The sequence below is a fragment of the Allobranchiibius huperziae genome, from assembly GCF_013410455.1.
Taxonomy (GTDB): Bacteria; Actinomycetota; Actinomycetes; order Actinomycetales; family Dermatophilaceae; genus Allobranchiibius; species Allobranchiibius huperziae.
The window spans coordinates 263,702-282,407 of the sequence record NZ_JACCFW010000001.1 but is presented as its reverse complement, the minus strand read 5'-3'; the positions used below and the strand labels follow the sequence as shown (position 1 = coordinate 282,407).

General features: G+C 72.8%; 14 protein-coding genes and 2 riboswitches. Of the genes, 10 read left to right on the top strand and 4 right to left on the bottom strand.

Features of this window, described 5'->3' with window-relative positions; translation table 11 throughout:
• Positions 1–29: 29 nt before the first annotated feature.
• The gene (cobN, locus tag HNR15_RS01355) at positions 30–3,665 is read right to left on the bottom strand and encodes a cobaltochelatase subunit CobN (RefSeq protein ID WP_179478489.1); all 3,636 of its coding nucleotides are present in this window, start codon (positions 3,663–3,665) and stop codon (positions 30–32) included.
• Between the two features lie 71 nt (positions 3,666–3,736).
• Positions 3,737–3,833, bottom strand: a riboswitch (adenosylcobalamin (AdoCbl) riboswitch).
• Between the two features lie 220 nt (positions 3,834–4,053).
• On the opposite strand from cobN, the gene HNR15_RS01350 reads away from it, so the two are divergent.
• The 3 genes from HNR15_RS01350 to HNR15_RS01340 are packed head-to-tail and all read left to right on the top strand — an operon-like array spanning position 4,054 to position 7,342.
• Positions 4,054–5,142, top strand: coding sequence for a cobalamin biosynthesis protein CobG (locus tag HNR15_RS01350; RefSeq protein WP_179478487.1), 1,089 nt, complete (start codon positions 4,054–4,056; stop codon positions 5,140–5,142).
• Complete coding sequence (locus HNR15_RS01345) at positions 5,139–5,813, top strand: precorrin-8X methylmutase (RefSeq protein ID WP_179478485.1); 675 nt, start codon at positions 5,139–5,141, stop codon at positions 5,811–5,813. Before HNR15_RS01350 ends, HNR15_RS01345 begins: the two co-directional genes overlap by 4 nt.
• Positions 5,810–7,342, top strand: coding sequence for a precorrin-2 C(20)-methyltransferase (locus tag HNR15_RS01340; RefSeq protein ID WP_179478483.1), 1,533 nt, complete (start codon positions 5,810–5,812; stop codon positions 7,340–7,342). Before HNR15_RS01345 ends, HNR15_RS01340 begins: the two co-directional genes overlap by 4 nt.
• 52 nt (positions 7,343–7,394) lie before the next feature.
• Here HNR15_RS01340 and HNR15_RS01335 read toward each other — a convergent pair whose 3' ends face one another.
• The gene (locus HNR15_RS01335; RefSeq protein ID WP_179478481.1) at positions 7,395–8,135 is read right to left on the bottom strand and encodes an SAM-dependent methyltransferase; all 741 of its coding nucleotides are present in this window, start codon (positions 8,133–8,135) and stop codon (positions 7,395–7,397) included.
• Positions 8,132–9,373, bottom strand: a complete 1,242-nt coding sequence (cbiT, locus tag HNR15_RS18725; RefSeq protein ID WP_179478479.1) for a precorrin-6Y C5,15-methyltransferase (decarboxylating) subunit CbiT — start codon at positions 9,371–9,373, stop codon at positions 8,132–8,134. The genes HNR15_RS01335 and cbiT overlap by 4 nt, the downstream gene beginning before the upstream one ends.
• A gap of 31 nt (positions 9,374–9,404) precedes the next feature.
• A riboswitch (cobalamin riboswitch) is annotated at positions 9,405–9,523 on the top strand.
• A gap of 54 nt (positions 9,524–9,577) precedes the next feature.
• Between cbiT and HNR15_RS01325 the strand changes: the two genes are divergently transcribed.
• The 7 genes from HNR15_RS01325 to cbiB are packed head-to-tail and all read left to right on the top strand — an operon-like array spanning position 9,578 to position 18,004.
• A complete protein-coding gene (locus HNR15_RS01325) occupies positions 9,578–11,659 on the top strand; it encodes a VWA domain-containing protein (RefSeq protein WP_343048361.1) in 2,082 nt (693 codons plus the stop codon).
• Positions 11,659–12,273: a cob(I)yrinic acid a,c-diamide adenosyltransferase gene (gene cobO, locus HNR15_RS17865; RefSeq protein ID WP_218883503.1), complete on the top strand. Its 615-nt coding sequence runs from the start codon at positions 11,659–11,661 to the stop codon at positions 12,271–12,273. The genes HNR15_RS01325 and cobO overlap by 1 nt, the downstream gene beginning before the upstream one ends.
• On the top strand, positions 12,270–14,762 hold the full coding sequence (gene cobBC / locus HNR15_RS01320; protein WP_343048359.1) for a bifunctional hydrogenobyrinic acid a,c-diamide synthase/histidinol phosphate aminotransferase CobBC: 2,493 nt from the start codon (positions 12,270–12,272) through the stop codon (positions 14,760–14,762). Before cobO ends, cobBC begins: the two co-directional genes overlap by 4 nt.
• Positions 14,759–15,757, top strand: coding sequence for a uroporphyrinogen-III C-methyltransferase (cobA, locus tag HNR15_RS01315; protein WP_179478475.1), 999 nt, complete (start codon positions 14,759–14,761; stop codon positions 15,755–15,757). Before cobBC ends, cobA begins: the two co-directional genes overlap by 4 nt.
• Entirely contained in the window at positions 15,754–16,530 is a 777-nt protein-coding gene (locus HNR15_RS01310) for an adenosylcobinamide-GDP ribazoletransferase (RefSeq protein ID WP_343048358.1), read from the top strand. The genes cobA and HNR15_RS01310 overlap by 4 nt, the downstream gene beginning before the upstream one ends.
• Positions 16,527–17,060 (top strand): bifunctional adenosylcobinamide kinase/adenosylcobinamide-phosphate guanylyltransferase, encoded by a 534-nt coding sequence (locus tag HNR15_RS01305; protein ID WP_179478473.1) that lies wholly within the window; start codon positions 16,527–16,529, stop codon positions 17,058–17,060. The genes HNR15_RS01310 and HNR15_RS01305 overlap by 4 nt, the downstream gene beginning before the upstream one ends.
• Complete coding sequence (cbiB, locus tag HNR15_RS01300) at positions 17,057–18,004, top strand: adenosylcobinamide-phosphate synthase CbiB (RefSeq protein WP_179478471.1); 948 nt, start codon at positions 17,057–17,059, stop codon at positions 18,002–18,004. The genes HNR15_RS01305 and cbiB overlap by 4 nt, the downstream gene beginning before the upstream one ends.
• Here the strand turns inward: cbiB and HNR15_RS01295 are convergent.
• Positions 17,964–18,695 (bottom strand): cobalt-precorrin-6A reductase, encoded by a 732-nt coding sequence (locus HNR15_RS01295; RefSeq protein WP_179478469.1) that lies wholly within the window; start codon positions 18,693–18,695, stop codon positions 17,964–17,966. The two genes, cbiB and HNR15_RS01295, sit on opposite strands and share 41 nt — an antisense overlap.
• Positions 18,696–18,706: the final 11 nt, after the last annotated feature.

The window sequence follows — 18,706 nt, the reverse complement described above, 5'->3', positions numbered from 1 at the left end:
CGGCACGGGACGCGGCCACCTCTCGCCGGTCATTCCTCGAGTTGCCCCTCGACATCGAGGTAGACCTGCTGCATTGCCGCGACGAGCTCAGGGTCCGGCGACTCCCACAGTCCACGGTCGGCGGCCTCGCCGAGCTTCTCCACGATGCCGCGCAGCGCCCACGGGTTGGCGTGCTGCATGAAGTCGCGGTTGGTCTTGTCGAGCACGTACTCCTGGGCGAGGGTCTCGTACATCCAGTCCTGCACCACCCCGGCCGTGACGTCGAATCCGAAGAGGTAGTCCACGGTCGCCGCGAGCTCGAACGCGCCCTTGTACCCGTGCCGCTGCATCGCGCTGATCCAGCGGGGGTTGACCACGCGCGCGCGGAAGATGCGGTTGGTCTCCTCCTGCAGAGTGCGGGTGCGCACCGAGTCCGGTGACGTCGAATCCCCTACGTACGCCTTGGGTTCCGACCCAGTCAGCGAGCGCACGACTGCGACCATGCCGCCGTGGTACTGGAAGTAGTCGTCGGAATCGAGGATGTCCGACTCGCGGTTGTCGATGTTCTTCGCGGCGACCTGGATGCGCCGGTAGTTGCGCTCCATGTCGTCGCGCGCCGGTACGCCGTCCAGCCCGCGCCCGTAGGCGAAGCCGCCCCACTGCGTGTAGACCTCGGCCAGGTCGGCGTCGTCGCGCCAGGTGCCGGACTCGACCAGCTGCAGGATGCCCGCGCCGTACGCGCCGGGCTTGGAACCGAAGATCCTGGTGCGCGAACGGCGTTCGTCACCGTGCGCCTCGATGTCGGCGAGCGCGTGCTTGCGCACGAAGTTGGACTCGACCGGCTCGTCCAGACCCGCCACGAGCTGCACCGCGTCGTCCAGCATGCTGATGACGTGCGGGAACGCGTCGCGGAAGAAGCCGGAGATGCGCACCGTGACGTCGATGCGCGGGCGACCCAACTCGGCCAGCGACAGGGGGTCGAGACCGACCACCCGGCGGGACGCCTCGTCCCAGACCGGCAGCACGCCGAGCAGCGCCAGCACTTCGCCGATGTCGTCGCCGGAGGTGCGCATCGCCGAGGTACCCCACACCGACAGCCCCACCGATTCGGGGTACTCCCCGCTCTCCTCCTGGTAGCGCGCCAGCAGCGAGTCGGCCATGGCCGCGCCGGTGCCGTACGCGAGGCGTGAGGGGATCGCCTTGGGGTCCACGGAGTAGAAGTTGCGGCCGGTCGGCAGCACGTTGACCAGACCGCGCAGCGGCGACCCGGACGGACCGGCCGGCACGTAGCCGCCGTCGAGCGCGTGCAGCACCATCGGCAGCTCGCGGATGGTCTCCGCCAGACGCGGCACGACCTCACGGCAGGCGAACTCCAGTGATGCCGATGCACCCGGGTTGGGTTCTCCCACCACGGCGTCGACGATCGCGTCGACAGAGCCGGCGTCCCACGACGACTCCGCGAGGCGGCGTACGAGCTCGTGCGCCAGCGCTTCGACACGGTCGGTCTCACCGGACGACGCGCCCTCGACGAGGCCGAGGGAGGCGCGCAGCCCGGGCACGCCGTTGTCGCGGCCGCCGAAGACCTGGCTGGCGCGCAGCACCGCGAGCACCAGGTTGATCAGGCCCTCACCGGACGGCGCTTCGCCGAGGACGTGGAGCCCGTCGCGGATCTGGACGTCCTTGATCTCGCAGAGCCACCCGTCGATGTGCATCACGAAGTCGTCGAACGACTCGTCGTCCGGGCGGTCGGTCAGCTGCAGATCCTGGTCGAGCTTGGCCGCCTGGATCAGCGTCCAGATCTCCCCGCGCAGCGCGGCGGCCTTGGGCGGGTCCATCACCGAGGCGTTGCCGTAGTCGTCGAGCAGCTGCTCGAGGCGCTCGATATCGCCGTACGCCTCCGCGCGGGCCATCGGCGGGATCAGGTGGTCGACGATCGTGGCGTGCGCGCGGCGCTTGGCCTGAGTGCCCTCGCCCGGGTCGTTGACCAGGAAGGGGTAGATCAGCGGCAGGTTGCCGAGTGCCGCGTCGGTGCCGCAGGAGGGCGACATCGCGAGGTTCTTGCCCGACAGCCACTCCAGGTTGCCGTGCTTGCCCACGTGCACGACCGCGTGCGCGCCGAACTCCTCCTCGATCCAGCGGTACGTCGCGAGGTAGTGGTGCGTGGGCGGCAGGTCGGGGTCGTGGTAGATCGCGATCGGGTTCTCACCGAAGCCGCGCGGCGGCTGCACCAGGATGACGAGATTGCCGGACACCATTGCGGCAGAGAAGATCTCACCATCGGGATCGGTGGTCTTGTCCACATAGAGGGAGCCGGGAGCCGGACCCCAGTGCTGCTCCATCGCCTCCTGCAGGTCGGTGGGCACCCGGCCGAACCACTCGGCGTACCGGCTCGCGGGGATCCGCACGAGCGCACCCTCGATCTGCTCCTGGGTGAGCCAGTCGGGGTCCTGCCCGCCCGCGGCGATCAGAGCGTGCACCAGGGCGTTGCCGGCCGTGGTGTCGAGCGCCTCGCCCTCGATGGGCTGCACGTCGTCGAGCCCGGGGATCGCACCGCGCGGGCCGAGGTCGTAGCCGGCCGCGCGCATCTCGCGCAGCAGCCGGATGGTGGAGACGGGGGTGTCCAGGCCGACCGCGTTGCCGATGCGGGAGTGCTTGGTCGGGTACGCCGAGAGGACCAGCGCGATCTTGCGTTCGCCGACCGGGGTGTGCCGCAGGCGACCGTGGTTGACGGCGATCCCGGCGACCCGGTCGCAGCGCTCGGGGTCGGCGACGTAGTGCGGCAGGCCGTCGGCGTCGACCTCCTTGAACGAGAACGGGACGGTGATGAGGCGTCCGTCGAACTCGGGCACCGCGACCTGGGTGGCGACGTCGAGCGGGGACATGCCCTCGTCCGACGCCGCCCAGTCGGCGCGGCTCCAGGTCAGCGCGAGTCCCTGGATGATCGGGATGTCGAGGGCCGCGAGCGCCTGCACGTCCCAGGTCTCGTCCTCGCCGCCGGCCTGCGCGCCGGCCGGGCGGGTGCCGCCGGCCGCGAGGACGGTGGTCACGAGGGTGTCGAGCGTGGCGAGGTGGTCCAACAGATCCTGTGGGGCGTCGCGCAGGGAGGTGGCGAAGATCGGCACGCCGGTGCCGCCTGCCGCGTCGATCGCGTCGCAGAGCGCGTGGATGTGGGCGACGTTCCCGGCGGCCTGCTGGGCGCGGTAGAAGAGCACGCCGACGCGCGGTCGTACGCGCTCGAGCGGGGCGGGCTCGGCGCGGTCGAGCACTCCCCAGACGGGCAGCTCCAACGGCGGTTCGAAGCCCTCACCGCTCAGCAGGAGGGTGTCGGACAGGAACGCGTGCAGGTTGGCGAGGTTGGCGGGGCCACCCTGCGCGAGGTAGCGGTGCGCCTCGGCCACGATGCCCGCCGGCACGTGCCGCGAGCACTCCATCAGCGCCGCGTTCGGGGTCTGCTCGCCGCCGAGCACCACCATCGGCACGTCGGTCTCGGCGAACCGGCGGAAGCCGCTGCACAGATCCTGCGGGCCGCCGAGGATGCGGGCGACGATCACATCGGCGCCCTCGATCGCCGCACCCATCTCGGTGTGCGCGGAGCGGGCCGGGTTGGCGAAGAGGTAGTCGGCGCCGCTGGCCCGGGCGCTCAAGAGGTCGGTGTCCGAGGTGGACAACAGGGCGACGCGAGGCATCAGTCTCCTTGGCCGGGGTCCGCGCCCCGAGCTGGCAGTTCGTGCTGAGGGCCGCACCCGTTCCGGGGCGGCGGTGCGCGCCCGCGTACCTGACTCACCGGGCGACATCCCCGGTTCACAGTGGCGGGACCGTCCCGGACTTTCACCGGGTTCCGCGAGCGTGTACCGCCCGCAGCCTACCTACCCGCCGACCAGGTTGCGGCCCACCACAGGCTGCATACGCCGTCCGTCCGGTCGTGCGCCCGGCGCCGCGTGTACGGCGGGAGGAGATGTGCCCCGATTTAGGCTGACAGCGGCCTGCGGGCGACGGGTCTCCTCCCGCTGCATACCTCAGGGGCTCGGTCGGGCAGTTGACGCCCGGCACGACGGGCCGACTTAGGCTCACCCGGTGACTTCCCGAGCCCGCCCCGACGGTGGCGACCGCTGCCCGGGGGTGCTGCGCCCGTTCGTCGCGGGCGACGGCGCCCTCGTGCGGCTGCGCGTGCCCGGCGGCCGGATCGGTGTCGACGTGCTCGGCGACGTCATGGGAATCGCCACCGAGTACGGCGCACCCGTGGTGCAGCTGACCAGCCGCGGCAACCTGCAACTGCGCGCTCTTCCGGATCCGCTGCCCCAGGTGCTGATCGAGCGGATCGAGGCGACCGGGCTCCTTCCCAGCGCCTCCCATGAGCGGGTACGCAACATCCTGTCCGCGCCGCTGGCCATATCTCTGCGCCCGCTCGTGGAATCACTCGATACCGCGATCACCGACGATCCGGTGCTCGCACGGCTGCCGGGGCGGTTCCTCTTCGCGCTCAGCGACCGGTCCGGCTCAGTGCTCACCGAGGGGTGGGACCTGGCCTACCAGGCGCTCGACGCAGACGAGGGCCTCGTCCTCGCCGGCGGTCACGCGATCGAGGTCCGGTCGGTCGACGCGGTCTCCGAACTCATCCGCCGCGCCCACCTCTTCCTCGACCACCGCTCAGGCGACGACGTCTGGAACGTCCGCGACCTACCCACCGGCTCCCCCGTCTTCGAGGGGATGCACCCGTACGACGTGCACCCGCCCGCGCCGCTCCCGCCCGGCCCGGCCGGCGACGACCTGGTGGTCGGCGTCCCGCTCGGGATGCTGCGACCCGCCCATCTCGACGCCATCGCCGCGTTCGCCGACGAGGTGGTGCTCACCCCGTGGAAGTCGTTCGTCGTACCTGGCGCGGCGGCCGACCCGTCTCGTCTGCGCGACGCCGGGTTGGTCATCACCGGCGCCTCCCCCTGGTCGCGGATCACCGCGTGCGTCGGCGCGCCCTACTGCGCCCGCACCCAGACCCACACCCTCGACCTCGCCACATCGGCAACCGCTCGGATGACCGGGGCCGGACCCCGTGTCCACGTCGTCGGATGCGAACGCCGTTGCGGCGAGCCGTCGTCCGACCACCTCACCCTCGTGGCACCGACCGACGTGCACCAGGTCGTTGCCGCCTCTGGAGACCCTCGATGAACGCCGACCCGAGCCCACCCACCCGTCGCTACGACTATGTGGCCGACGGCGCGGAGATCTACCGCCGCTCCTTCGGCATGGTCCGCGAGCAGGCCGACCTGTCCGCGGTCCCAGCCGACCTGCGGGTCGTCGTGACCCGGATCGTGCATGCCTGCGGGGACGTCGACATCGTGCCCGCGGTCGCCGCCTCATCCGATGTCGTCACCGCGGCGCGGCACGCATTGCGTTCGGGCGCAGCGGTGTTCACCGATTCGGTGATGCTCGCCTCCGGGGTCACCGCTCGCCGGATGCCGGCACACAACGAGGTGTTGTGCACCCTGCGCGACGCCCGCGTGCCTGCGCTCGCGAAGCAGTGGCACACCACGCGCGCCGCGGCGGCGGTGTCGCTGTGGGACGAGCGCCTCGACGGGGCCGTCGTCGCCATCGGCAACGCACCCACCGCGCTCTTCCACCTGCTCGAAGTCGTGATGGACGGCGGCCCGCGACCGGCGGCGATCGTCGGGATGCCGGTCGGATTCATCGGGTCGGCCGAGTCCAAGGTCGCCCTGGCCGAACACGTCCTGCCGGGCGGTGGGCAGATCCCGTGGATCACCGTGCACGGCCACCGCGGCGGGTCGGCGATGGCGTCGGCCGCTGTCAACGCGCTCGCCACGGAGTCCGAACTCGCATGAGCAGCAACATCATCGGGCACCTGTACGGCGTGGGCCTCGGCCCCGGCGACCCCGACCTGATCACGCTCAAGGCGGCCCGGCTCATCGATTCCGCCGACGTGATCGCCTATCACGCGGGCACCGGCAAGTCATCGATCGCGCGTGCCATCGCCGCCGACCTGATCCCGGCGGGCGTCCAGGAGGAAGAGCTGCGCTACCCGGTCACGACCGGCGCGGTGGAGCACCCGGCCGGCTACCACGGGTGGCTCGCGGAGTTCTACGACGAGTGCGCGGCGAGGTTGCGCGCGCACCTCGAGGCCGGCCGCTCGGTCGTCGTTCTGGCAGAGGGTGATCCGATGTTCTACGGGTCGTTCATGTATCTGCACGATCGCCTCGCCGACAGCTTTCCCACCGAGGTCGTCCCAGGCGTGACCGCGGTGTCCGGGGCGACCGCCGTGTCCGCGCACGCCCTCGCCCGTCACGAGGACGTGCTGACCGTTCTGTCGGGCACGCTGCCCGTCGCCGAGCTCGCGCGTCGTCTCGCCGACACCGACGCCGCCGTCGTGATGAAGCTCGGCCGCACGTTCGCCAACGTGCGCGAGGCGCTACGGCAGGCCGGCCTGCTCGATCGGGCGGTCTACGTCGAACGCGCCACCCGTGACGGCCAACGCGTGCTGCCCGCGGCCGATGTCGATCCGTCGACCGTCCCGTACATGTCGATCGTGATCGTCCCGGGTCAGGACCGGCGGGCGGATGCCGCAGGACGAGCGGCCCCAGCGGCGGAGCAAGCGCCTCCCACATCGACCACCGGCACCGTCCACGTCGTCGGCCTCGGCCCGGGCCCGGACCGCTGGCTCACGCCCGAGGCGAGCGCGATCCTGGCCGAGGTCGACCACGTCGTGGGGTACGCGCCGTACGTCGAGCGGGTGCCGCAGCGCGTCGGTCTCACCCGCCATGCGAGCGGCAACACCGTCGAGGTCGACCGGGCGCGCGACGCGCTCGACCTGGCTGCCGCTGGTGTCGACGTCGCGGTCGTATCCGGCGGCGACGCAGGGGTATTCGGCATGGCGGCTGCGGTCTTCGAGGCCGCCGAGGCAGGTGGCACGGCGTACGCCGAGGTGCCGGTCCACGTCGTACCGGGGCTTACAGCAGCGCAGGCCGCCGCGGCGCTCGTCGGCGCTCCGCTCGGCGCGGACTTCGCCGTGATGAGCCTCTCGGACCGGCTCAAGCCCTGGTCGGTGCTGGAGGCACGCCTCCGTGCGGCGGCCGCCGCCGACCTCGTGATCGCGCTCTACAACCCCCGCTCGCGGTCCCGGCCCGACCAGCTGCACACTGCGCGCGCCGCGCTACTCGATGTGAAGTCCGCCGACACCGTGGTCGTCATCGCGCGCGACGTCGGCCGCGCCGAGGAGTCGGCCGTCGTAACCACGCTGGGCGAGTTCGACCCCGACACGGTCGACATGAAGTGCCTGGTGATCATCGGGGCGTGCTCCACCCGGGTCACGCCGGGCGGCCAGGTCTGGACGCCGCGCTCCGTCGCTCAGCCCTGAGTTTTTGGACATGCACGGCGGGTCAGATGTGACCCGCGGTGCATGTCCAAAATCAGGCGGGTGGGCGCGAGGAGTACAGGTGCGACTCCACGAAGTCACGGGTGCCTAGCGCGGGTCCGACCAGGATGACCGCCGCCTGCCGCAGGCCGTGCTCGTGCACCCGACCGGCGATGTCGGCCAGCGTCCCGCGCAGGACCAGCTCGGCCGGCTGACTGACCTGCGAGCCGATGACCACCGGGCAGTCCGCGCCGTAGTGCGGGGTCAGCCGCTCGACGATCGTGTCGATGTGCCGGATCGCCAGGTGCAGCACCAGCGTCGCGCCCGTCGCGGCGTACGCCTCGAGCGACTCGCCCGCGGGCATCTTCGTGGAGTCCTTCTGCACCCGCGTGAGCACGACGGACTGGGCGACCTCGGGGACGGTGAGCTCCCGCCCCACCAGGGCTGCGGTCGCGGCGTACGCCGGGACACCGGGTGTCACGTCCCAGTCCACGCCCGCCTGGTCCAGGCGCCGGGTCTGTTCGGCGATCGCGGAGTAGACCGACGGGTCACCGGAGCACAGCCGTGCGACGTCGGCGCCGCGTGAGGTCGCCGCCACCAGGTGGTCGGTGATCGCGTCGAGATTGAGGTGCTGGGTATCGATGAGCTCGGCGTCCGGCGGGCAGTGCGCCAACACCGCGTCGTCCAGGTAGGTGCCGGCGAAGAGGCAGACCGGACTCTGTTCGAGCAGCCGCACCGCGCGCAGCGTGAGCAGGTCGGCGGCGCCGGGTCCGGCGCCGATGAAGTGCACGGTCACGGCATTCCCTTCGTGGAGCTCCACTGGACGACGGCACGCGACGGTGTCCACGACACGTGCTCGCCCAGGGACGTCGCGCGCTCGATGCTGATGCGCGTCAGTTCCCCGCCGAAGCGCTCCTGAGCACCGACGAGCAGGGCCTCCGTGCTCAGGGTCACCGCATGCGCGACGAGTCGCCCGCCCGGCCGCAACCGCGATCGCACGGCGTCGATGAGGGCCGGCGAGAGGCCTCCGCCGACGAAGACCGCGTCCGGATCCGGGAGATCTGCCAGCGCGTCGATCGACGCGGACTCCACGACCGTGACGTCCGACACCACACCGAACTCCCTGGCATTGCTGCGGATCCGCTCGGCACGCGCCGCGTTGCGCTCGACCGCGCTCACGCTGGCACCGGGCGCGGCCAGGGCCCACTCGATCCCGACGGCACCCGATCCGGCACCGAGGTCCCACAGATGGCCGCCAGGGGTCGGGCGCAGATGAGCGAGGGCGGACGCGCGTACGTCGCGCTTGCTGATCTGGCCGTCGTGCTCGAACGACGCTTCGGGTCGCCCCGGAGCCGGACCCACTGCCGCTGCCGTCGACGGCGACGCCGACGCCGATACCGCGGAGACCTCCACGCAGACCAGCACCAGGTCGGCGGTGCGCTCAGCCGACCACCCCGCGGCCGATGCGCGCAACGACCCCTCGGCCGCGCCACCCAGATGCCACCACGCCGTCATCAACGAGGCACCCCACCCCTGCTGCGTCAGCAGGCGGGCCAGCACCCCGGGCGTGTTCCCGTCGCTGCACAGCACGACCAGATGCGCACCGGGGGCGAGGTGACGGCGTACGCCGTCCGGTGAGCGGCCGACGAGCGTCACCACGGTCGTCTGCTCGGCCGACCACCCCATCCGGGCCCGCGCGAGCGTCTCGGAGGACAACCCCGGGTGCACACGCACGGCGCCGGCCCCCAGCAGGTCGATCAGGGTGGTGCCGATGCCGGAGCGCAGCGGGTCGCCACTGGCCAGTGCCACGACGTGCCCGATGGGTGCGTCGGCGGCGTGCACCTCGGCGAGCAGCGCCGCCAGCCCCTCGCGCAGCGGCGAGGGCCACGGGCGACGGGTCTGGCCCGGCACGTCGGGCACCAGGTCCAGGTGCCGGCGGCCGCCGAGCAGCGTCCGGGCGCCCATCACCAGGGCCCGGCTCTGAGGGGAAAGCTCGGCTTCGCCGCCGTCCCCGATGCCCACGACGTCGATCACGTCGGCACTCTAGGCGAGGGCGCCGATATGACATGATCGCTGCGACGCAGGGCGAGGAATCCGGTGCGAATCCGGAGCGGTCCCGCCACTGTGAGCTGCTGGAGTCGATCCGGCACGAGCCAGGATGTCGACCTGCGTCATGCCCGGTCGGCGACCCGACCGGGCCACTCGACCGGCGAGCGTGGTCACTCGTCAGAAGGGCCCGTGGATTCCGTGCCGCAGTTCCCGTTCTCCGCCATCGTCGGTGCCGACGAGATGGCCATCGCGCTGGTCCTGACGACCGTCGCCCCCGATGTCGGCGGCGTGCTCGTCCGCGGCGAGAAGGGCACCGCGAAGTCGACGATGGTGCGCTCGCTCGCGGCGGTCCTGCCCGAGCAGGACGTCGTCGACGGATGCCGGTTCGGCTGCGACCCGAGCGAGCCCGACCCGCAGTGCCCCGACGGCCCGCACACACCCGGCGAGGACGCCGTGCAACGGCCGGCCCGGCTGGTCGAGCTGCCGATCGGCGCCAGCGACGACCGGGTCACCGGATCGCTCGACCTCAGCCGCGCGCTCGGATCGGGGCAGACCGCGTTCGAGCCGGGCCTGCTCGCCGACGCGCACCGCGGCCTGCTCTACGTCGATGAGGTCAACCTGCTGCAGGACCACCTGGTCGACCTCCTGCTCGACGCCGCCGCGATGGGCCGCAACACCGTGGAGCGCGACGGCGTGTCCGTGACCCACGCCGCGCGCATCATGCTCGTCGGCACCATGAACCCCGAGGAAGGTGAGCTGCGACCTCAGCTGCTCGACCGCTTCGGTCTGTCCGTCGAGATCACCGCGTCCCGGGTGCCGCAGGAGCGCGTGGAGATCGTCCGTCGCCGACTGGCCTACGACGCCGACCCCGAGGGCTTCGCCACGACGTACGCCGACGCGCAGGCCACGCTCGGCGCGCGGCTGGCCGCCGCGCAGCAGCGGGTGGCCGACGTGGAGCTGTCGGACTGGGCGCTGGGCAAGATCGCGACCGTCTGCGCCGGGTTCGACGTCGACGGGATGCGCGCGGACATCGTGACGGCGCGCGCGGCCCGGGCGCACGCAGCGTGGCAGGACCGCGACAGTGTCGCCCGCGAGGACATCCGGGTCGCCGCGAAGCTGGCCCTGCCGCACCGTCGCCGGCGCAAGCCGTTCGACGCGCCAGGCCTGGACGAGGACCTGCTCGACCGACTGCTCGGTGATGACGACGAGCCGGATCCCACACCCGACGACACGAACGACGACCCGGATCCGCAGCAGCCGCAGCCTGATTCGCAGAACGACGGCGGCGAGACTGACCGCGAGGATTCCCCGTCCGGTGGTGACTCGTCGTCCTCCGACAGCGGCGATTCCGGGCAAGACGCCGCCCCGCCGACCCCGCACCAGGACGGTGGCGAGGCCGACCGCTCCGACCAGGAGCAGGAGCTCGACACAGCGGCGCCCGAGGCGCCGAGCGCGGCCCCGCAGGTCGCGCAGGCCGAGGAGCCCTACCGGGTGCGGTCGTTCACCGTGCGCGGTGTGGGCCGCGGAGAGGCCGGCCGGCGCAGCCGGGCGATCACCAACTGGGGCGCGACGATCGGCTCCGAGCGCGACGGCAGCGGCGCGGTGCACCTGCCAGCCACCATCCGGGCGGCCGCACTGCGCGGCGCGGGTCGGGCGGGCGCCGGGCGACTGCACGTCGCCGGTGAGGACCTGCGCCACAAGGTGACCCAGGGCCGCGAGTCCAACCTCGTCCTCATCGCCGTCGACGCCTCCGGATCGATGGGTGCGCGCGAACGGATGCGAGAGGTCAAGACCGCCGTCATCAGCCTCCTGACCGACGCCTACCAGCGCCGCGACCGGGTCGGAGTGGTCACCTTCCGCGGCGCCGAGGCCGACCTGGCGCTGCCCCCGACGCACTCGGTCGAAGCGGCCGCGGCCTGCCTGACCGACCTGCCGCACGGCGGCCGTACGCCGCTCGCCGAGGGACTGCTGACCGCCGCCCGCGCCCTGGAGGTCGAGCGCATCCGCGACCCACACCGGCGAGTGCTGCTCGTCCTGGTCACCGACGGCCGCGCGACCTCCGGGCCGGACGCCCTCGAGCGCGCCCGCTGGGTCGCCGACCGCTGGCCGAGCACCGGGGTGGACGCCGTGGTCGTCGACGCCGAGACCGGCCGGTTCCGGATGGGCCTGGCCGCCGACCTCGCCGAGCGGATGGGCGCCGAGCACGTGACGCTGGCAGAATTCGCCGCCGACAGCCTGGTCAGCGCCATCCGCGAGAGGAGTGTGGCCTGATGCCGAAGGGACAGACCCCCGTCGCCGCGGCGGACGGACTCACCACCCGCGCACGGCGCAACTCCCCCTTGGTCGTCGTGCACGGCGGCGACGGCAAGGGCAAGTCCACGGCCGCGTTCGGGCTCGCGCTGCGCGGCTGGAACCAGGGCTGGTCGATCGGTGTCTTCCAGTTCGTGAAGTCCGCCAAGTGGCGCATCGGCGAGCAGAGCGCCCTCGAAGCGCTCGACGTCGTACACCGCGAGACGGGCCAGGGCGGCCCGATCGAGTGGCACAAGATGGGCTCGGGCTGGTCGTGGTCCCGCAAGGCCGGCAGCGAGCAGGAGCACGCCGACGCCGCCCGCGAGGGATGGGTCGAGATCAAGCGGCGCCTCGCCGAGCAGACCCACACGCTCTACATCCTCGACGAGTTCACCTACGTCATGAAGTGGGGCTGGGTCGACGTCGACGACGTCGTGAGCACGCTGCGCGACCGCCCCGGCCACCAGCATGTGGTCATCACCGGTCGCAACCCCGACCCCCGCCTGCTGGAGATCGCCGACGTGGCGACCGAGATGACCAAGATCGCGCACCCCTTCGACAAGGGCCAGAAGGGCCAGAAGGGCATCGAGTGGTGACCCGGCTGCCCCGCGTCGTGATCGCCGCCGCCGCCTCGGGTCAGGGCAAGACCACGGTGGCCGTCGGCATCATGGCCGCGCTGCGCCGCCGCGGACTCGCGGTCGCACCGGCCAAGGTCGGCCCCGACTACATCGACCCCGGCTATCACGCGCTCGCGACCGGTCGCCCCGGCCGCAACCTCGACCCGTGGCTGACCTCGCCGGAGCAGATCGCGCCGCTGCTGCTGCACGGCGCACGCACGCCGTACACCGCGGACCTGTCGGTCATCGAGGGCGTCATGGGCCTGTACGACGGGCAGATGGGCACCGACGGCTTCGCCTCGACCGCCCACGTCGCCACGCTGACCGATTCACCGGTGCTGCTGGTCATCGACATCTCCTCGGCGGCCCGCACCATCGCCGCGAGCGTGCACGGACTTGCCAGCTACGACCCGTCGGTGCGCGTCGCAGGCGTCGTGCTCAACAAGGCCGGCAGCGCCCGGCACGCTGCTGAGGTACGCCGCGCCGTCGAGGCCACCGGCCTGCCTGTCCTGGGAGTCCTGCCCCGCGACGCGGGCGTCAGCGTGCCGTCCCGCCACCTCGGACTCGTCCCCGCCGCCGAGCGCGACGAGGCCGCGGCCGGACTCGACCGGCTCGCCGGCCAGATCGCCGAGCACCTCGACCTCGACGCCGTCCTGGATCTCGCGCGCACCGCGCCGGACCTGGCCGACGAGCCCTGGACCCCGCCGGTCGTCCACCGCACCACGCCGCCGCGCGTCGTGGCCGTAGCCGGTGGGCAGGCCTTCACCTTCCGCTACGCCGAGACCGACGAGCTGCTGCGCGCCGCCGGGTGCGAGCCGGTCGTCTTCGACCCGGCGACCGACACGTCCCTGCCGCAGGGCACCAGCGGCCTCTACCTCGGCGGCGGTTTCCCCGAGGCGCACGCGCCCGCGCTGGCGCGCAACACGCCCCTCCTAGCCGAGCTGCGCGCCGCCGTCGCGTCCGGGATGCCGACCGTCGCCGAGTGTGCCGGGCTGCTCTATCTCGCAGAGGCACTCGACGACCACCCGATGGTCGGCGCCCTGCCCGCGGCTGCTGCGATGCATCCGCGCCTGACCCTCGGATACCGCACCGCGGTCCTCCCGGTCGACGGGATGCTCGGCGCCGCCGGCACGGCGGTGCACGCCCACGAGTTCCACCGCACCCGCACGTCTCCCCCGACCGCCGGGCCCGGCGCCTGGCTGGTCGACGGTGCACCGGTCGGGTTCGCGCTCGACCCGGCCGGCATCGGGCGTCCGACCGTGCACGCGTCGTACCTGCACGTGCACTGGGCCGGGAATCCATCTCTCGCGACGTCGTTCGCCGACGCGGTGCACGCATACCAGCCCGTGACCACGGGTGTACGTCCCTCGGACGACCACGCGCCGGTGGCAGCGCACCCCGCGACCACCGCAGACAACGTCGACCCGCTGGACCACCACGGCGATGCCGAGCTCCGCGGCACCGGACGCACCCTTGTCGACCTCGCCGTCAACGTGCGGGTGCCCGTCCCGCCGGTCTGGCTCAGCGACCGGATCGCTGCCTGCACCACCCGCTTGGCCGCGTATCCCGATGTCTCGCAAGCGCGTACGGCGATCGCTCGTCGCCACGGTGTGCCCGGGACGATGGTGCTGCCGACCAGCGGCGCCGCCGAGGCCTTCACCCTCATCGCCCGCGCCGTGCCCGGAAGGCACCCGCTCGTGGTGCACCCGCAGTTCACCGAGCCCGAGGCGGCGCTGCGCCGCGTCGGCCGGGTGCCGGAGCGGCACCTCCTGCACGGCGACACCGGCTTCGTCCTCGACCCTGCTCTCATCGACCCGAACGCCGACCTCGTCATGCTCGGCAACCCCACCAACCCGACCAGCGTTCTGCACCCGCGCGCCTCCCTCGAGTCCCTGCTGGGCCCCGGTCGCACCGTCGTCGTCGACGAAGCATTCATCGATGCCGTGCCGGGAGAGCTCGATTCGCTGATCAGCGCGCAGATGCCCGGCCTCCTGGTGCTGCGCTCACTCACCAAGACCTGGGGGTTGGCCGGACTGCGCGCCGGCTACGTCGTCGGCGACCCCGACCTCATCGCGCTCCTGGCGCAGCACCAGCCGCCGTGGTCGGTGTCGACGCCCGCGGCGGTCGTGATGTCCGCGACCGCGACCCGGTCCGCGCTCGAGCAGGCCGACGACCTCGCCCGAAGGGCGACCAGCGACCGGGCGTACCTCGTCCGCGGCCTGCAGGCACGGGGGCTGCGGCCGGTCGACGGAGTGGCCCCATTCGTGCTCGTCGAAGGGCCCCCGGGGGCGCGGGAAGCGCTGCGCGACAACGGCTTCGCCGTCCGTCGCGGCGACACCTTCCCAGGCTTGAACGCCGCCTGGATCCGTATCGCCGTGCGTGACACCACCACGTCGGATGCCTTCCTCGCCGCGCTCGACGACGTCCTCGCCCACACCGCCGCGCCCGCACCCGAGCTCGCCCGATGAGGCTCGACATCCCCGGCACCGGCGCTCGCGTGCTGGTGCGCGACCCCGGGCCGCGCGTGGCCGAGATCGTGCACACCCTGCTCGACGGTGGAGCCGTCGTCGACGTACAGGAGTCCGGGACGCACCCGGTGGTGCGCGACCTGGCCGCGCGCCGCCTCGTCACGGTGGTGGCTGCACCCGATCTCACGGCGTACGACGTCGTGTTGCGCGACCCGGCGCTCGAGGCGCAGGAGCCGCCACGGCCCAGTACCGGTGGACGGGTGGTGCTGGTCGGCGGCGGCCCGGGCGACCGCGGCCTGCTCACGCTCGCCGGGATGCAGGCACTGCGCGAAGCCGACGTCGTGGTCTGCGACCGACTGGCGCCGCTCGGAGTGCTCGACGAGCTGGATCCCCGGCCGGAGATCATCCACGTCGGCAAGATCCCCTCGGGTGCCTTCACGCCTCAGGAGCGGATCAACGAGATCCTCGTCGAGCAGGCGCAGGCTGGGCGCAACGTCGTGCGGTTCAAGGGCGGCGACAGCTTCGTCTTCGGCCGCGGCGGCGAGGAATGGAACGCGTGCGTCGACGCGGGCGTTTCGGTCACAGTGATCCCTGGTGTCACTTCGTCTATCGCCGCACCTGCGCTCGCCGGGATCCCCCTCACCCACCGCGACGTCATCCAGGGTTTCGTGGTCGTCTCCGGACACGTCGCCCCCGACGACCCGCGCAGCACCGTCGACTGGCGGGCGGTCGCCGAGACGCGGATGACGGTCGTCGTCCTGATGGGAGTCAAGACGCTCGCGAGCATCGCCGACGCACTCGTCGCGCACGGCCTCGACCCGGAGACGCCCGCGGCATCGGTCGCGGACGCCGGCCTGCCGAGTCAGCGGGTCGCCCGCGGACCGCTGCGCGACATCGCCCGGATCGGCGACGAAGCGGACATCCGGCCGCCCGCCGTCACGGTGATCGGTCACTCGGTCGCCGCGCTGCGCCCCCAGGACACCGGCACGTCGTGAGGCAGCTGCTGATCGGCCTGCGCCTCGCCGTCGGCACCCTGTCCATCGTCCCCGTGGGCACGCTGCCCGAGGTGGACCGCACCAGTGCACGCTGGGCGATGGTGCTGGCACCCGTGGGTGCGCTGCCCGTCGCGGTGCTCGCCGGGCTGCTGGCCTGGGTCGGACCGATGGTGCACCTACCGGCACTGGTGGTCGGCATCGTCGTCTGCGCGGCGCTCGGCTGGGGCACCCGCGCCATGCACTGGGACGGCCTCGCGGACACCGCCGACGGCCTCGCCGCGGGGTGGAGCCGCGAACGCGCCCTGGAGGTCATGCGCAAGGGCGACACGGGCCCCGTGGCGGTCGGCGTGCTCGTGGTCGTCCTGCTGCTCGACGCCGCCGCCATCGCCGCCGTTGCCCACGACTCCTGGGGGTGGCTGCTCGTCGGCGTCGCCGTGCTCGCGTCCCGGGCCGCGTGCACGCTGGTCGCCGTACGCGGCCTGCCGCCCGCCCGCTCCGACGGCCTCGGTGTCGTGGTGGCCGACAACGTGCCCGTCCCCGCCCTCGCGGTCACGGTGCTGGTGACCCTCGCGGTCGCCGCCGCGGCCGGCCTCGTCGCCGGGCACGTCGTGCTCGCCCCGGTCGCCGTCGCCCTCGGATTCGTCGCGGTGTCGGTGCTCGCGATCCGCTGCCGCACGGTGCTCGGCGGCGTCACCGGAGACGTGATGGGTGCCGGGGTCGAGATCGCCCTCGCCGTGAGCCTGCTCGTCCTGTCCACCCGGGGTGGCGCGTGAAGACCCTGATCCTCGGCGGCATCCGTTCGGGTAAGTCCGCGGCCGCCGAACGCACGCTCGCCGGCGTACCGGCCGTCACGTACGTCGCGACCGGCCCCGGCCCCGAGCTGGACGACGACTGGGCCCACCGGGTGCACGCCCACCGCGAGCGTCGTCCCGCGCACTGGTCGACGGTCGAATCCGTCGATCTTCCAGCCGTGTTCGCCGACCTCACCCGGCCCGCACTGGTCGACGGGCTCGGCACGTGGCTCACCGTCCACCTGGACCGACTGCAGGCCTGGGACGCGCCGCGTGAGGACTGGGAACCCGCGGCGCTGACGCTGATCGACGACCTCGCGACCGCCGTCTGCGACTGCGCCCACGACCTCGTGATCGTCTCGGACGAGGTCGGCCTCACGCTCGTCCCCGAGCACCGCTCGGCCCGGGTGTTCGCCGATCTGCTGGGCCTCACCAATCAGCGCGTCGCCGACGCCTGCGACGCGGTGCAGCTCGTCGTGGCCGGGCAGGTGCTGACGGTGAAGGCACCGTGAGACCCGACCCCATCGCCGCGGGTCTCCTCGTCGGGTACGCCGCCGACCTGGCCTTCGGCGATCCCCGCCGCGGCCACCCCGTCGCCGGCTTCGGCAATGCGGCCGCGGCGCTGGAGCAGCGCACCTACGCGCCTCACCGCTCCCGCGGCGTCCTGCACGAGGCCGTGCTGGTCGGTGGGGTCGTCGTCCTCGGCGGCGCCGCCGCTCGCGTGCGCCCGCAGGTGCCGGTCGTCGCCCTGGCCACCTGGACGGTGCTGGGCGGACGCTCCCTCCTTCGTGAGGCGGCCGCGATGCACGACCTGCTGGCGCGCGACGACCTCGCCGGGGCAAGGGTGCGGATCCGGCATCTCGTCGGGCGGGACAGTTCGCAACTGTCACCCGCTGAGCTCGCCCGCGCCTGCATCGAATCGGTCGCCGAGAACGGCGCCGACGCCGTGGTGAGCCCGCTCTTCTGGGGAGCGATCGCTGGCGTCCCCGGCCTGATCGGCTACCGCGCGGTCAACACGCTGGACGCGATGATCGGGCACCGTTCCGTGCGCTACCGCGAGTTCGGTTGGGCCGCAGCACGACTGGACGATGTGGCGAACTGGGTGCCCGCGCGGCTGACCGTGCTGTCGATCGCCCTGGCCACCGGGTCCCCCGCGGCGGCGCGTCGGGTGCTTCACGTCGTACGCCGTGACGCGCCTGCCCACCCGAGCCCCAACGCCGGTCCGGTCGAGGCGGCGTTCGCGGCAGCGCTCGGTCGTCGCCTGGGAGGCCGCAACACCTACCGCGGCGTCACCGACGACCGCGGCACGCTGGGCGACGGACCCGACGTCGACGTCGAGGACATCGACGCCGCGGCCCGGCTGCACCATCGCACCGCCGCCATCGCCCTGGCACTCGTCGTCGGCGGGCGTCTCGTCACCCGAGCAGCGCGGCGACGCATGCGTCGACGGAGCTGACCTCGCGCAACCCGGCGGGTGCGTCCGGCCGGGACAGCACGACGACCGGGACCCCCAGCCTGGCCGCGGCATCGAGCTTGGCGCTCGTGTAGGCGCCGCCGGAGTCCTTCGTCACCAGCACGTCGATCCGGTGGTCCCGCAGCAGCGCGAGCTCACCGTCGATATCGTACGGCCCGCGGTCCTGCACGACGGTCCACCGCGGCGGAAGCGGCTCCTGCACGGGCTCGACGACGCGCACCAGCACGTTACGATCGCTCCACGTCCTGAACGCTGGAAGCGTCTGCCGCCCGCTGGTCACGAACGGCCGCGCGCCGATCTCCCCGGCGACGTCACACAGCTCGGACAGTGAGACGCACCAGTGCCATCCGGCAGCGTCGGGCCGACCGGACCAGCCGGGGCGGGCGAGGCGGATCGACGGGATGCCGACGTCCGCAGACGCCTGCGCCGCGTGTTGCGTCATCGTCGCGGCGAACGGATGGGTGGCGTCGACCAGATGGGTGACCTCGGAGGAGCGCAGGTACGCCGCCAGGCCGGCCGCACCGCCGAAGCCGCCGATCCGCACCTGCCCGACGGGCAGCCGCGGCCGGGCGACCCGACCGGCGAGGGAGGAGACGAACGGCACGCCGGCGTCGTGCAATCGGTCGGCCAGGTCGCGTGCCTCGGCGGTGCCACCGAGGATCAGGACGAACACGTGCCCGAGGG